Source organism: uncultured Bacteroides sp., assembly GCF_958445495.1.
In the GTDB taxonomy this organism is placed as follows: domain Bacteria; phylum Bacteroidota; class Bacteroidia; order Bacteroidales; family Bacteroidaceae; genus Bacteroides.
In genome coordinates this window covers 90910-106559 of record NZ_CAUCSQ010000001.1, presented here as the reverse complement: position 1 = coordinate 106559, position 15650 = coordinate 90910, and the positions used below count along the sequence as shown (strand labels likewise).

Genomic DNA, 15650 nt, shown 5'->3' with positions numbered 1-15650 from the left:
ATGATAAAACTCTACTTCAAACAAGCATTTCATCTGTTGAAAGAGAACAGGCTTCTTTCTTTCATATCTATTATAGGCACAGCAATGGCTATCGCTATGATTATGGTGGTTGTAATTACTTTGCGTGCTACAGTCGCTCCGTTTTCTCCGGAGGTTTATCGTGATCGTATGCTTATTTTCCGGTTTGCCGGGCTTCAAAATAAGGAAAATCCCAATTGGCAGAGTAACGGGCCTGTTTCTTATCAGACGGCAAAAGCCTGTTTTAAAGGGATGCAGGTTCCTGAGGCTGTTTCCATAACCAGTGCTTTGAGGGAAACGATGTTAGCCTCTAAACCGGCGGGTGATATGCAAAGTTGCAGTGTGTTGCAAACGGATGATGCTTTCTGGAAAGTCTTCAAATTTGATTTCATGTCAGGCAGGCCTTATGATGATGCCGATTTTGACGCGAAAGCGATGAAGGCTGTTATTTCCGAAGATATGGCGCGGCAGTTGTTTGGCACATCGGAAGTGGTGGGGAAAACTTTTCTTTTGAATCATTCGCCTTATATGATTAGCGGAGTGGTGCGTCCGGTTTCTAAATTAGCCCGTTATGCTTATGCGCAGGTCTGGATTCCTTTAAGCTCGACCAGTGCTTTCACTGCTGCTTGGGGAGATGAGAATATCATGGGTATGGCTGCTGTGTTTATTTTGGGAAAATCAAAGGATGATTTTCCCACCATTTGTCAGGAAGCGGACCATTTGAAGGAGGTATTTATGGCAGGGCATCCTAATTTTGATTTGCTTTATCGTGGACAGCCCGATACTTATTTTGTCGCTGCGCAACGCCTTTCGTCAAATAATCCTCCGGCTGTGAAAGAAGCGGTCCGGGAATATGTATTGACCTTGCTTGTCTTTCTGATTGTTCCTGCCGTAAATCTTTCGGGGCTTACTTTGTCGCGTATGCGTAAACGTCTTTCTGAAATGGGGGTACGAAAGGCTTTCGGGGCTTCGAGAAGGGAACTGATGGTACAGGTGCTTTCCGAGAATATGCTCTATTCTCTTTTAGGAGGGATTCTTGGGCTGGTATTAAGTTATTTGGCTACATTCCTTTTGGGCGGAATGTTATTTTCTATTGATTTTGTCGCCGACGGTGTGAGTGATTTGACTACTCTGTGTGTCGATTTGCTGTTTGACCCTGCCGTATTCATGTTGGCGTTCTTGTCATGTTTTCTGCTCAATTTGTTGAGCGCGGCTATTCCTGCGTGGAGAATAACCCGCACTAATATCGTGGATGCTATAAATGAAAGATAATCCGTTATTTAATCTAATTAATTTTGATGAAGATGCAACTGTTAAAACAAATATGGAATGAACGCCGGTCCAACGGGTGGTTGTGGACAGAACTGCTGATTGTTTTTGTTGTCCTGTGGAATGTGGTTGACTGGACATACATGATTGCGTGTGTTTATTATGAACCGGTCGGATTCGACATTACCGATACTTATTATTTGGAGCTTGGCTTGAAAAACAATAAGAGCGCTTCTTATATTCCGGAAAGTAAAAAGAGTACGACTTTGGGACAGGATATTATCGAGTTGACAGACCGCCTTCAACGATTGCCGGAGGTGGAAGCTGTCTCCGTTTCCAGCAACTCACGTCCGTACATAGGAAATAATTCGGGGATAAGGGTACGGATGGATACTCTTGTAAGCACTCCGTTACAGCGTTTTATCACTCCGGAATTCGTCCGGGTCTTTCGTTACCAGAGTGCCGACGGTCGCGGGTATCAGCCGTTGATGCAAGCTTTACGGAATGGAAATGTGATTACCGGCGAGAATTTCTGGTTTTCTGGTTATAAGGGAGAACGCACATTGATAGGAAAGGAACTGGTTGATGTGGATGATTCTACCAATAGATTTAAGATAGCAGCCGTATCGGCTAAGGTCCGTTACAATGATTTTTGGGCCAATTATTCAGACCGGTATATCGGTATTCCTTTTACAGAGAAACAGGTGGCTGCCCTGGAAGGCGAATCTTACCCTTCCAATATTGAGGTTTGTTTGCGTGTGAAGCCGGGCACATCGGGGGATTTTCCGGAATATCTGATGAAATTGTCTGATAAACAGTTGAATGTCGGTAATCTGTTCATTCTGCAAGTACATGATTATGAAGATATACGGAATGAGTTTGAGCGTTCCAGTTTTAACTTGGTAAAGACTCGTTTCTGGATTATGTTTTTTTTATTGCTGAACATTTTGTTAGGGGTTGTCGGCACTTTTTGGTTTCGTACGCAACATCGTCGTTCGGAATTGGCACTTCGTATCGCTGTCGGTTCTACCCGGATGCAACTGTGGGGACATTTGAATAAAGAGGGGCTCTTATTGCTTGCTTTGGCAGTTCTGCCTTCTGCCGTTATTTGTTATAATATGGGATATCTGGGGTTGACTGGCGGATATACGGAATGGGGATTTGTCCGTTTTCTTATTACATTAATCATAACTTATTTTTTGATGGCATCGATGATTTTAATCGGTATTTGGTTCCCTGCCCGCCAGGCTATGCATATACAGCCGGCAGAGGCTTTGCGGGAAAAATAAAAAGTTAGAACTATTTGCATCGCTTTCAATATAATAACCTATCTTTGCGTCTATATTATTGAAAAAAGTGCAGATTTTTCGCTTATGAAACAACAATATTGCCGTGTATTTGTGTTTTTATTGATTGTCGTCTTGTGTCAGACGGTAGCGGCGGAACGTGTATATAATGTACTTTTTATTCAGTCATATACTTCACAAACCCCGTGGAATGGCAGCCTAAACCGAGGACTGGCTAAAGGATTTGAAGATAACGGGTTAAAAGTCAATATAACGACGGAATATTTAGATGCGGATTTTTGGGCATTCAAGTCGGAAAAGGTAATCATGCGCCGTTTCTGCCAGCGTGCCCGTGAAAGGAAGACCGATTTGATTGTGACGGTGAGCGATGAGGCTTTTTATACTCTGTTTGCGTGCGGCGATTCATTGCCGTTGCAGATTCCGGTCGTATTTTTTGGTATCAAATATCCCGATAAGGAATTATTTGCCAGTCATCCGAATATTTGCGGGTTTACTGCCAATCCGGATTTCGATATCATTTTGCGGGAAGCGCAAATGGTATTCCCTCAAAGGAAGGAGGTGATTTGTGTCATTGATAATAGTTTTTTGAGCAATAAGGGGCTTGAAGACTTTCAGGATGAGTGGAAAATTTTTCAAAAAGACCATCCTGATTATACGATGAAGGTGTATAATACCCAAACTCAAACAACCACTCACATTATTTCTGCCATTTGCTACCCTCGAAACAGTCACGAGCGGTTGGTGATTGCTCCTAAATGGTCGCCTTTTCTTTCATTTGTCGGTAAAAATTCGAAAGCTCCCGTATTTGCGACCCAGAATGTGAGTTTGACGAACGGTGTGTTCAGCGCTTATGATTCCGATGCTTATACATCCGCGTTTTTGGCAGCCCGGAAAGCTTCTTCCGTATTGAAAGGAGCATCGCCGGAAGATATGGGGATTGCTGAAATTAAACAGGAGTTCATATACGATTATAAGCAACTGGAGTTTTTCCATATAAATCCTGATAAGGTGAGCCAGAGGGGGACTGTCGTGAATGAACCTTATTGGGAGAAATATAAACTTCTTTTTATTCTTTTCTATCCTTCTGTCCTGGCGTTGCTGATTATTTCCATCGTTTGGCTGATGCGTGTTAATCGTCGCGAGTCCAAACGGAGGATGCAGGCGCAGACCCGCTTGCTGGTACAGAACAAGTTGGTGGAACAAAGAAATGAATTTGATAATGTCTTTCATTCTATTCGGGACGGGGTCATTACGTACGACACGGATTTGCATATTCATTTCACCAATCGTTCTTTGTTGAGGATGCTGCATTTGCCCTCCGAGTTCGGTGGGAGGGTGTATGAAGGAATGATAGCGGGAAGTATTTTCAAAATATATCATAATGGCGAGGATATTCTTCACAGAATGTTGAAGGAAGTGGCGGATAGCGGAAAAAGCGTTTTAATTCCCCAGGGGGCTTTTATGAAAGAGGTTCACAGCGACAAGTATTTTCCGGTGTCAGGCGAGGTAGTGCCTATTCTTTCGAAGGGTGAAATTACCGGTATGGCCCTTTCTGCCCGCAATATATCGGATGAAGAGATGCAGAAGCATTTCTTTGATATGGCGGTGGAGGAAAGTGCCGTCTATCCGTGGCGTTTTGAGATGGAGACGAATTGTTTTATATTTCCTCAAGGTTTTCTGGAACGTCTTGGTTACGACGGGGGAGCCACGACCCTTTCTCGTGACGAAATGGAGCGTGTGATTCATCCGGAAGATATCAAAGACATACGTATTCTTTTTAATAAGGCATTATCGGGAGAAATTGCAAGTACCCGTTTGAATTTCCGTCAGCGTAATATAAAAGGAGAATATGAATGGTGGGAATACCGTACTTCCGTTATTACCGGTTTGACCCAGGATTCGCTCTATTATGTATTAGGGGTATGCCAGAGTATTCAACGTTATAAAACAGCCGAACAGGAGATGAGGGAAGCACGCGATAAAGCGTTGCAGGCGGATAAGCTGAAATCGGCTTTTTTAGCTAATATGAGCCATGAAATCCGTACTCCGTTAAACGCTATCGTTGGTTTCTCGGATTTGTTAAGCGATATGAATAATTTTACAGAGGAAGAAGTGACGCAGTTCGTTGCGACAATTAATAAGAATTGCGGATTGTTGCTGGCTCTGATTAATGATATCCTTGATTTGTCACGGATTGAATCGGGAACAATGGAATTTATGTTTGCAGAACATAATTTGCCTCTATTGTTAAAGACTGTTCATGATTCGCAGCGTCTGAACATGCCCCCGGAGGTGGAATTGGTGTTGTATATGCCTGAAAGTGACAAGAAATATCTGACAACGGATAATGTCCGCCTGCAACAGGTGATTAATAATCTCATCAACAATGCCGCCAAGTTCACGAATAAGGGTTTCATTACTTTTGGCTATGAAGAGGATGAGGAACCGGGATATACCCGTATCTTTGTAGAAGATACCGGAGTCGGTATTTCCGAGGAAGGAATCCGCCATATTTTCGAACGGTTTTATAAAGTCGATAATTTTACGCAGGGGGCAGGCTTGGGATTAAGCATTTGTCAAACGATTGTCGAACGTCTGAAAGGGACTATCAGTGTTACTTCGGAGGTAGGTAAAGGCACTCGTTTTACTGTTCGTCTTCCTGATTATTGCGAGTGAACGAACGTTCATTTTTGAGCATAGTGTCCATTATCGAACACTGTAATAATGAGGTAATCATTTGATTGATAATTGTTTATTTCTTTGGCACATCGTTTGAACTTTTCTTGGTAAAAATATCGTGTATAAATGAAAAAGAAAAGTATATTGTTTGCGATTGCCGCTTCTTGTCTGTCTTTAGCATTGTCAGCGCAACAGGAGAGGAAGATTACTTTGAATGAAGCCATTGCTATGGCACGTGTACAATCCGTGGATGCTGCTGTTGCCCTGAATGAATTGAAAACCGCGTATTGGGAATACCGGACCTTTCGTGCGGAACTTCTTCCGGAAGTCAATCTGACGGGTACATTGCCGGATTATAATAAGTCGTACAGTTCTTATCAGAACCCGGACGGTTCGTATAGCTTTGTCCGAAACAGCGCGTTAGGGCTTTCCGGTGAGCTTTCCATTGACCAGAATATCTGGTTTACCGGCGGTAAGCTTTCTCTTACGTCTTCTCTCGACTATATGAAGCAGTTGGGAACCGGTGGCGACCGTCATTTTATGTCTGTTCCTGTAACGTTGAAACTGACACAGCCGATTCTTGGCGTGAATACGGTGAAGTGGAATCGTCGTATCGAACCGGTACGCTATGCGGAAGCAAAAGCCGCTTTTATTACTGCTACCGAAGAAGTGACTATGCAGGCGATTACTTATTATTTCAATCTTTTGCTGGCGGAAGAGAACTTGGGCACGGCAAAGCAAAATCTTTCGAACGCCGACCATCTTTACGAGGTGGCGCTTGCCAAACGTAAAATGGGACAAATCTCAGAAAATGAGCTTTTGCAACTGAAACTTTCCGCTTTGAATGCTAAAGCGGCTTTGACCGAAGCGGAGAGTGATTTGAATGCCAAGATGTTCCAGCTTCGCGCTTTCTTGGGAGTGGGAGAAGATGAGGTTCTGAGCCCGGTTGTTCCTGAAGCGGTGGGAGACATAAAAATGGAATATAATCAGGTTTTAAATAAAGCGCTGGAGCGTAACTCTTTTGCACAGAATATTCGCAGGCGCCAGTTGGAGGCTGATTATGAAGTAGCTACGGCACGTGGCAATTTACGCAGTATCGATTTGTTTGCAAGCGTGGGCTATACGGGGGAGAATCACGACTTTTCCTCTGTTTACAGGAATCTGCAGGATAATCAGATTATACAGGTAGGCGTCAAGATTCCGATTTTAGATTGGGGGAAGCGTCGCGGGAAAGTCCGGGTTGCCAAGAGTAATCGTGAGGTGGTGCTTTCGAAGATTCGCCAGGAACAGATAAACTTCAATCAGGACATCTTTTTGTTGGTAGAACATTTCAATAACCAGGCACAGCAGTTGGCTATTGCAAAGGAAGCCGATATGATTGCGCAACAACGTTATAAAACCAGTATCGAGACTTTTCTGATTGGCAAGATTAATACATTGGATTTGAATGATGCCCAGAGTGCCAAGGATGCGGCGCGGCAGAAACATATTTCCGAGCTTTATTATTATTGGTATTATTTTTATCAGATTCGTAGCCTGACGCTTTGGGATTTCCGTACGAATACCGAACTGGAAGCCGATTTTGATGAAATTGTCCGGCAATAAACAAAATATTGAATTTGTAAATCGTTTGACGAAAGCGGCAAAAGATATTGCAGAAGATTGCAGGGCGCTGTTATGTTTTGTATTTCGATTGCTTGGTAGTATTGACAATTTGTAGTACTTTTGAAAAATAAAAGGTGAAGGATAAGTTTTGAGGAAATTATTATTTTAACTATGATTCTGATAATTGATGATGACAGCGCAGTCCGTTCTTCGCTTGGCTTTATGCTGAAACGTGCGGGATATGAGGCACAGGCGGTTCCCGGTCCTCAGGAAGCGATGAATGTCGTGCGTTCTGTGGTTCCGGATTTGATTTTGATGGATATGAACTTTACGCTTTCGACAACGGGCGAAGAGGGGCTGACTTTGCTGAAACAGGTGAAGTTGTTTTGTCCGGAAACGCCGGTGATACTGATGACTGCTTGGGGGAGTATCCAGCTTGCCGTGCAAGGAATGCAAGCCGGCGCCTTTGACTTTATTCCCAAACCGTGGAATAATGCGGCTTTGCTTCAACGCATCGAAACTGCTTTGGATTTGTCTGCCGCTCCTAAAGAAACGGCACAGGTCCGGAATGATTCTTTTGAGCGCAGCCATATCATCGGCCGTAGCCAAGGTTTGACGGATGTATTGGATACCGTTGCCCGTATTGCCAAAACAAACGCTTCCGTATTGATTACGGGAGAAAGCGGAACCGGCAAGGAGCTGATTGCCGAAGCAATTCATATTAACAGCCGGCGGGCCGGGCAGCCGTTTGTGAAAGTGAATCTCGGAGGAATCTCGCAGAGTTTGTTTGAAAGTGAAATGTTCGGCCATAAGAAGGGGGCTTTTACCGATGCTTTCTCTGACCGTATCGGGCGTTTTGAGATGGCGAATAAGGGTACGATTTTTCTTGATGAAATAGGTGATTTGGCTCCTTCCTGCCAAGTGAAACTTTTACGTGTATTGCAGGATCAGACTTTTGAGGTGCTTGGGGATAGCCGTCCCCGCAAGGCTGATGTCCGCGTCGTTTCCGCTACGAATGCCGATTTGCATAAAATGGTGAGTGAACGCGCTTTTCGTGAGGATTTATTCTATCGGATTAATCTGATAACTGTGAAATTGCCGGCTTTACGCGAACGTCGTGAAGACATTCCTTTGTTGGCGCGTCATTTTGCTGACCGCCAGGCTGAGATAAACGGATTGCCCCATACGGAATTCTCTGCCGACGCTTTGCAGTTTCTAAGCCGCCTGCCTTATCCTGGCAATATTCGTGAATTGAAAAACCTGGTGGAACGCACCATACTCGTGGGTGGAAAGCCTGTTTTGAACGCATCGGATTTCGATGCCCAATATATCCGTCATGAGGATTCGAAAAGTGCGGACGGCGCGTCTTTTGCCGGTATGACTCTGGATGAGATAGAACGTCGGACGATTCTTCAGGCTTTGGAACGGTATAAGGGAAATTTGAGTCAGGTGGCTACGGCATTGGGGATTAGTCGTGCCGCTCTCTATCGTCGTCTTGAAAAATATAGTATAACTCTATGATAAACAGCCGTGCGCATTAAGGGATATTTTTATATACTCGTCATTTTACTTTTGGTTTTGGGAGGCGGCCTTCTCTGCCTTTCCGGGCAATTGAGCCCGGTTTACTTTTATATAGGGGAAGGATTGTTTTTATTTATCCTGCTTTATCTGGTCTTTTTTTATCGTAAGATTGTGAAGCCTTTGAACACAATCGGAAATGGTATGGAACTTCTGCGCGAACAGGATTTTAGCAGTCGTTTAAGCCGGGTAGGACAGTATGAAGCAGATCGTATCGTGAATATTTTCAATCGCATGATGGAACAACTCAAGAATGAACGGCTCCGTCTCCGGGAACAAAACCATTTTCTCGATTTATTGATTAAGGCTTCTCCGATGGGGGTCATTGTCACTTCTCCGGATGATGAGCTTTCGGAATTGAATCCGGTAGCGTTACGGATGTTAGGGGTCCGTTTCGATGATGTGCGCGGGAAAAAAATGGGTGACATTGATTCTCCTTTGGCTATCGAACTTGCCGGCATTCCGAGGGGGGAAACTGTGACTGTCCGTTTGAATGACTCGAATATTTATCGGTGTACTCATTCTTTTTTTATTGACCGCGGATTCCAACATCCTTTTTTCCTGATTGAAAGTCTGACGGATGAGGTGATAAAGGCCGAGAAGAAGGTATATGAAAAAGTAATCCGTATGATAGTCCATGAAGTAAACAATACTACTGCAGGAATTATTTCTACGCTGGATACTGTGGAACAGGCGCTTTCTTCGGAGGAAAACATGGAGGATATCTGTGATGTGATGCGGGTGTGCATTGAACGTTGTTTTTCTATGAACCGTTTTATAACCCGCTTTTCCGATGTGGTGAAAATTCCGGAGCCGGCTCTCGCTTTGGCAAATTTGAATGAGATAGCTTTTGCTTGTAAACGTTTTATGGAAGGAGTGTGCAATGAACGTCATATTGTTTTTCGCATAGAAGTTGACGAAGATTTGCCGTGCATAAAACTAGATAGTGCCTTGTTTGAACAAGTGCTGATTAATATCATTAAAAATGCGGCGGAAAGTATCGGGTCGAACGGTGAAATCATTATTCGTACCCAGTCTCCGGGCATTATTGAGGTGGTGGATAACGGGAAGGGGATTAGCAAGGAAACGGAAGCGAAACTGTTCACTCCTTTTTTCTCTACGAAACCGAATGGGCAGGGGATAGGGCTTATCTTTATCCGTGAAGTCCTAATGCGTCACGGGTGTACTTTTTCTTTACGTACGTATGCTGACGGATTAACTAAATTTCGTATTCTTTTTCCTTGAATGTGACGAATAAGAACAGTTATTCCGTCAAATAGAACTATTGATTGTCCTTAAATACCCTTACCTTTGCCCCGCTCAATTCAATAGGATTCAAGGTATGAGATTAATGGTGAAAAGTGTACTGACGCTCTTTCTTTTTTTGATTATCAGTATTCCGTTAAATGCACAATATGTCTTGCAGGGAGTGGTGACTGATTCTGTGACAAAAGAGCCTCTGCCTTATGCATCTGTACGTTTGAAAGATACCACTGAGGGAACTACTACCGGGAGTGACGGGCGTTTTTATTTTAAGACTGGCCGTTCTGAAGCGGTACTGGTTGTTTCCGTTATCGGTTATGATGATTATATCCGGGTGGTCCGTCCCGCCCGGAATGCATTTCATAAAGTCGTTCTTTCCCCTACCTCATATTCTTTAAATGAAGTCGTCGTAAAGCCCAAACGGGAACGTTATCGTAAAAAGGGTAATCCTGCTGTGGAGTTTGTCCGCCGTTTAATAGAACATCGTGACGACCATTCGCCCGACGAGAAAGACTTTTGGCAGAGGGAGCGTTACGAGAAGACTACTTTTGCATTGAATAATTTTGATAAGGAAAAACAGAAAAAATGGCTTTATCGTAAATTTGATTTTTTAACGGAATATGTGGATACTTCTGCCGTAACGGGAAAACCTATACTTACCATATCCGCCCGTGAACTGCTTGCTACGGATTATTACCGTAAATCTCCTCATTCTGAAAAGCAATGGGTGAAGGGACGTAAACAGGCAGGCGTTGATGAATTCCTTTCCAAACAGGGGATGCAGGCTGCTATAAATGAAGTATTCAAGGATGTGGATATTTATGAGAATAATATCTCTTTGTTCACTAATAAATTTGTCAGTCCTTTGTCCCGTATAGGTACGGCTTTCTATAAATATTATCTTATGGATACTTTACAGATAGCGGGTGAACAATGTGTCGATTTGGCTTTTACTCCTTTTAATTCCGAATCTTTCGGTTTTAACGGGCATTTGTACGTAACGCTCGATTCCACGTATTTCGTAAAGCGCGCCGTATTCAATTTCCCCCAGAAGATAAATCTGAATTTTGTAGACTATATGCTGCTCGAACAGGAGTTCGGCCGAGGGGCCGATGGTACACGTTTGCTGGAACATGAGAGCATTACGGTAGAATTTAAGCTGGCCGAAGGACAGGATGGGATTTTTGCCCGTCGTTTGGTAGATTATAGCGATTATACTTTTGTTCCGACAGCAGAAGCCGGCAAGGCTTTTGACAAACCGGAACGTATTATCGAAGAGACGGAAGCCTTGTCTCGTTCAGCAGACTTCTGGGCGGAGAACCGTCCTTCCGCCGCGATTTCCCGGCAGGAAGATTCGGTTGACAGATTGATGGCGCAGTTGCGCGATTATCCGGTTTATTATTGGACTGAAAAGATTCTTTCCATCCTTTTTACCGGATATATCCCGACTTCTAAAGAAGCTCCTCTTTTCTACATCGGGCCGATGAATGCCACTATCAGCGGCAACACGCTTGAAGGACCCCGTATCCGTGCCGGGGGAATGACTACGGCATGGTTGAATCCGCATCTTTTCGGCAAGGGTTATGTAGCTTATGGTTTCAAAGATAAACGTGTGAAAGGACTGGCTGAGTTGGAATATTCTTTTAAGAAAAAGAAGGAATATGCGAATGAGTTTCCTATCCATTCGCTGAAATTGCGCTATGAGTCGGACGTCAATCAATATGGACAGAATTATTTGTACACAAGCAAGGATAATGTGTTTTTGGCATTGAAACGTGAGAAAGACGACCGTATCGGTTATTTTCGGCAGGCCGAGATGACTTATACAAATGAGTTTTATTCAGGTTTCTCTTTTCAAGTGACGGCTCGCCACCGGACTGACGAATCTTCTTATCTGATTCCTTTTTTGAGGAAAGACGGAAACTCTCTGACTTCGGTCAGGAAATTTTCTACCGCTGCTGCGGAATTGAAATTACGTTACGCTCCGAATGAGAAATTTTTTCAGACACAATGGAATCGTTTTCCCGTCTCATTGGATGCTCCGGTTTTTACACTGTCCCATACCATTGCAGGGAAAGGCGTGTTGGGAAGTGATTATACTTATAATCATACGGAAGCTGGGATACAGAAACGTTTCTGGTTTTCCGCCTTCGGTTATACGGATGTTATTTTGAAAGCGGGAAAAGTATGGGATAAAGTTCCCTTTCCCCTGTTGATTATGCCCAATGCCAATCTTTCCTATACCATTCAACCCGAATCGTATTCATTGATGAATGCGATGGAGTTTATGAACGATGAATATTTTTCATGGGATGTTACTTATTTTCTTAACGGATGGCTGTTCAACCGCATCCCTTTGCTAAAGAAACTGAAATGGCGTGAGATTGTGTCCTGCCGTGGATTGTACGGACATTTGAGTGATAAAAATAATCCTGAATCAAGTGACGGGTTATTTGTTTTTCCGGTAGCGGATACCCGTCCGATGGGAAGGACTCCTTATGTGGAAGCAGGCGTAGGTATTGAGAACATTTTTAAAGTGTTACGTCTGGATTATGTTTGGCGGCTGACATACCGTGATTTGCCCGGAATAGATAGGTCCGGCTTGAGAATAAGCCTCCACATGACCTTTTAAAAGTTAAATCCTCCTAATTGCAATGTTTATATGACAAATAAAGGCAGTATTAGTAATTAATTAATCTTATTTTTGCATCAATTTTAGTTTAATTTTAATAGAATAGAAATGAAACAAGAAATTAAACCCGCTACCGGGCGTCTTGGCGTACTGGTAGTTGGAGTGGGTGGTGCGGTAGCTACCACGATGATTGTAGGTACACTAGCCTCTCGCAAGGGACTGGCAAAACCGATAGGATCTATTACCCAGTTAGCCACAATGCGCATGGAAAACAACGAAGAAAAACTCATCAAAGACGTTGTGCCTTTGACGAATTTGGACGACATTGTTTTCGGAGGTTGGGATATTTTCCCGGATAACGCATACGAAGCTGCTATGTACGCTGAGGTTCTGAAGGAAAAGGACCTGAACGGAGTGAAGGATGAATTGGAAGCTATTAAACCTATGCCGGCAGCTTTTGATCATAATTGGGCAAAACGTCTGAACGGCACTCATATCAAGAATGCTGCTACCCGTTGGGAAATGGTAGAACAACTCCGTAAGGATATTCGCGATTTCAAGGCAGCCAATAATTGTGACCGTATTGTTGTTCTTTGGGCTGCAAGTACCGAAATCTATATTCCGTTGTCGGAAGAGCATATGTCGCTTGCCGCTTTGGAAAAAGCAATGAAAGAAAACAACACGCAGGTGGTTTCTCCGAGTATGTGCTATGCGTATGCCGCTATTGCAGAAGGCGCTCCGTTCGTAATGGGGGCTCCTAACTTGTGTGTGGATACTCCGGCTATGTGGGAATTCTCCAAGCAAAATAATGTGCCTATCGCAGGAAAAGACTTCAAGAGCGGCCAGACGCTTATGAAGACAGTGCTTGCTCCGATGTTCAAGACCCGTATGTTGGGTGTGAACGGATGGTTCTCTACTAATATTCTCGGTAATCGTGACGGCGAAGTCCTCGACGATCCGGATAATTTCAAAACAAAAGAAGTCAGCAAGTTGTCTGTAATCGATACTATCTTTGAACCTGAAAAATTCCCCGATCTTTATGGAGATGTTTACCATAAGGTGCGTATCAATTATTATCCCCCTCGTAAGGACAACAAGGAAGCATGGGATAATATCGACATTTTCGGTTGGATGGGATACCCGATGGAAATCAAGGTGAATTTCCTTTGCCGTGATTCAATCCTTGCCGCTCCTATCGCGCTCGATTTGGTATTGTTCAGTGATTTGGCTATGCGTGCGGGCATGTGCGGCATCCAAACCTGGCTATCATTCTTCTGCAAGAGCCCGATGCATGATTTCGAACACCAGCCGGAACACGATTTGTTTACTCAATGGAGAATGGTAAAACAGACATTGCGTAACATGATTGGCGAAAAAGAACCCGATTACCTGGCTTAATCGGGAAATCGAAGATAATAAGTTGAGATTGAGATTTGCCTTACTGAAAAGCTCGGTAGATACTCAACCTCAACTTTTACTTTTAAATGCATAGTTCCCCGGTTATATTAAAAACTAGTGTGAGGCAAAACGAACCTTGCCTGCATCCGACTAGTAGTTTGTAATTAGTAATTGATAATTAATGAAGGCTCCTTTTCTTCCTGTATTGATAGGTACGGGCTTTGGCTCCGGTTTTTCCCCTTTTGCTCCCGGTACGGCGGGGGCGTTGTTGGCTTCTGTTATCTGGATTGCGCTTTATCTGTTGCTACCCTTTTCCGTTGTTTTATGGATTACTGCCGCTTTAGTGGTTGTATTTACTTTTGCGGGTGTCTGGGCGGCTGACAAGCTGGAAGCTTATTGGGGAGAAGACCCTTCCCGCGTGGTAGTAGACGAGATGGTAGGAGTGTGGATACCGTTGCTGGCCGTTCCCGGTGACGAGCAATGGATATGGTATGCGACGGCGGCTTTCGTCTTGTTCCGTGCATTCGATATTGCCAAACCGTTGGGCATACGTAAGATGGAAAACCTGAAAGGCGGATTAGGGGTAATGATGGATGATATATTGGCAGGAGTATATAGTTTTATCTTGTTGGCGGGAGTAAGATGGGTGATTGGCTGAGAAAAGTTGCGCGGATGATTTCCCAGAAGGGGGGTGTCTTCATGTTTTTGCGGGCACAACTTTCCGCCCAGATGGCGACCATTGCAGACTTTCTCGTCACGATTCTTCTGGTAAGTTTATTCGAGGTTTACTATGTTTATGCAACTTTGGCAGGGGCTATATATGGGGGTATTGTCAATTGCGTCATCAATTATAAATGGACCTTTAAGTCGAAAGGAAAGAAGACACATGTCGCTGCAAAATTTATTCTTGTATGGGTTTGCAGCATTTGGCTGAATACATGGGGGACATATACGCTGACGGAGTCATTGGCGAAGATTCCGTGGGTACGTGATACTCTCAGTCAATATTTCGGTGATTTTTTCATTATTCCGAAAATGATAGTGGCGATTGTCGTGGCGTTATTCTGGAATTATAATATGCAGCGTTTTTTTGTTTACCGGAATATAAACATTGGAAGCTTGTTCAGAAGAAAAGATTGAGATAAAACGGAGATTTTGGATAAAAACAGATTTTGACACATGAATTACAGAGATTATTTGCAACAACTGATTTATAAGATTATCAATCCTTTGATACATGGAATGATTAAGGTGGGAATTACTCCTAATTTCATTACCACTACCGGGTTTATATTGAATGTGGTAGCAGCGGGAATGTTTGTTTATGCCGGCGTTTACGGTGGGGAGAACGAACTGTGCATCATCGGATGGGCAGGGGGAGTTATTTTGTTTGCCGGATTATTCGATATGATGGATGGACGTGTGGCCCGGGTAGGGAATATGAGTTCCAAGTTCGGTGCGCTTTATGATTCTGTACTTGACCGCTACAGCGAACTGATGACTTTCTTCGGTATATGCTATTATCTGTCGATGAAAGATTATTTCTTTTATGCGTTGGTTGCTTTTGTAGCATTAATCGGTTCTTTAATGGTCAGCTATGTGCGTGCGCGTGCCGAAGGGTTGGATATCGAATGTAAAGTCGGGTTCATGCAGCGTCCGGAGCGGGTGGTGCTAACTAGCCTGGGAGCTTTATTCTGTGGTATTTTTAAGGATATTACAGTTTTCGAACCGATTTTGATATTAATCGTTCCTTTAGCCGTTGTTGCTGTATTTGCCAATATTACGGCATTTGCACGTGTGAGGCATTGTTATAAAGTGATGAAAGGATAAGTATCGGATTATGCATTGAAAAGTGCGGCGATTCTGTTGCACTCTCACGGCATACTACCCTGTTAGCGTGT

11 protein-coding genes are annotated in these 15650 nt (G+C 43.6%); all 11 read left to right on the top strand.

The features are described 5' to 3' along the window. A complete protein-coding gene (locus tag Q5076_RS00410; protein WP_303010219.1) occupies positions 1-1290 on the top strand; it encodes an ABC transporter permease in 1290 nt (429 codons plus the stop codon). A gap of 32 nt (positions 1291-1322) precedes the next feature. Next, a complete protein-coding gene (locus Q5076_RS00405) occupies positions 1323-2576 on the top strand; it encodes an ABC transporter permease (protein ID WP_303010218.1) in 1254 nt (417 codons plus the stop codon). Between the two features lie 84 nt (positions 2577-2660). Next, positions 2661-5270 (top strand): ABC transporter substrate binding protein, encoded by a 2610-nt coding sequence (locus tag Q5076_RS00400; RefSeq protein WP_303010217.1) that lies wholly within the window; start codon positions 2661-2663, stop codon positions 5268-5270. A 129-nt stretch (positions 5271-5399) separates the two neighbouring features. After that, the gene (locus tag Q5076_RS00395) at positions 5400-6878 is read left to right on the top strand and encodes a TolC family protein (protein WP_303010216.1); all 1479 of its coding nucleotides are present in this window, start codon (positions 5400-5402) and stop codon (positions 6876-6878) included. A 171-nt stretch (positions 6879-7049) separates the two neighbouring features. Beyond that, a complete protein-coding gene (locus tag Q5076_RS00390) occupies positions 7050-8399 on the top strand; it encodes a sigma-54 dependent transcriptional regulator (protein WP_303010215.1) in 1350 nt (449 codons plus the stop codon). 9 nt (positions 8400-8408) lie between these two features. Beyond that, positions 8409-9701 (top strand): PAS domain-containing sensor histidine kinase, encoded by a 1293-nt coding sequence (locus Q5076_RS00385; protein ID WP_303010213.1) that lies wholly within the window; start codon positions 8409-8411, stop codon positions 9699-9701. A 97-nt stretch (positions 9702-9798) separates the two neighbouring features. After that, the gene (locus Q5076_RS00380) at positions 9799-12351 is read left to right on the top strand and encodes a DUF5686 and carboxypeptidase-like regulatory domain-containing protein (protein ID WP_303010212.1); all 2553 of its coding nucleotides are present in this window, start codon (positions 9799-9801) and stop codon (positions 12349-12351) included. Positions 12352-12459: 108 nt separating this feature from the next. Further along, positions 12460-13749, top strand: a complete 1290-nt coding sequence (locus tag Q5076_RS00375; protein ID WP_303010210.1) for an inositol-3-phosphate synthase — start codon at positions 12460-12462, stop codon at positions 13747-13749. Positions 13750-13930: 181 nt separating this feature from the next. Continuing rightward, entirely contained in the window at positions 13931-14407 is a 477-nt protein-coding gene (locus Q5076_RS00370; RefSeq protein WP_303010209.1) for a phosphatidylglycerophosphatase A, read from the top strand. Positions 14408-14421: 14 nt separating this feature from the next. Beyond that, on the top strand, positions 14422-14889 hold the full coding sequence (locus tag Q5076_RS00365; protein ID WP_303010207.1) for a GtrA family protein: 468 nt from the start codon (positions 14422-14424) through the stop codon (positions 14887-14889). Between the two features lie 39 nt (positions 14890-14928). After that, on the top strand, positions 14929-15579 hold the full coding sequence (locus Q5076_RS00360; protein WP_303010206.1) for a CDP-alcohol phosphatidyltransferase family protein: 651 nt from the start codon (positions 14929-14931) through the stop codon (positions 15577-15579). Positions 15580-15650: the final 71 nt, after the last annotated feature.

Bases quoted from the DNA above. Each gene is read 5' to 3' on its own strand.
- Q5076_RS00410 (WP_303010219.1), top strand. From the start codon at position 1: ATGATAAAACTCTACTTCAAACAAGCATTTCATCTGTTGAAAGAGAAC.
- Q5076_RS00405 (WP_303010218.1), top strand. From the start codon at position 1,323: ATGCAACTGTTAAAACAAATATGGAATGAACGCCGGTCCAACGGGTGG.
- Q5076_RS00400 (WP_303010217.1), top strand. From the start codon at position 2,661: ATGAAACAACAATATTGCCGTGTATTTGTGTTTTTATTGATTGTCGTC.
- Q5076_RS00395 (WP_303010216.1), top strand. From the start codon at position 5,400: ATGAAAAAGAAAAGTATATTGTTTGCGATTGCCGCTTCTTGTCTGTCT.
- Q5076_RS00390 (WP_303010215.1), top strand. From the start codon at position 7,050: ATGATTCTGATAATTGATGATGACAGCGCAGTCCGTTCTTCGCTTGGC.
- Q5076_RS00380 (WP_303010212.1), top strand. From the start codon at position 9,799: ATGAGATTAATGGTGAAAAGTGTACTGACGCTCTTTCTTTTTTTGATT.
- Q5076_RS00375 (WP_303010210.1), top strand. From the start codon at position 12,460: ATGAAACAAGAAATTAAACCCGCTACCGGGCGTCTTGGCGTACTGGTA.
- Q5076_RS00370 (WP_303010209.1), top strand. From the start codon at position 13,931: ATGAAGGCTCCTTTTCTTCCTGTATTGATAGGTACGGGCTTTGGCTCC.
- Q5076_RS00365 (WP_303010207.1), top strand. From the start codon at position 14,422: ATGATTTCCCAGAAGGGGGGTGTCTTCATGTTTTTGCGGGCACAACTT.
- Q5076_RS00360 (WP_303010206.1), top strand. From the start codon at position 14,929: ATGAATTACAGAGATTATTTGCAACAACTGATTTATAAGATTATCAAT.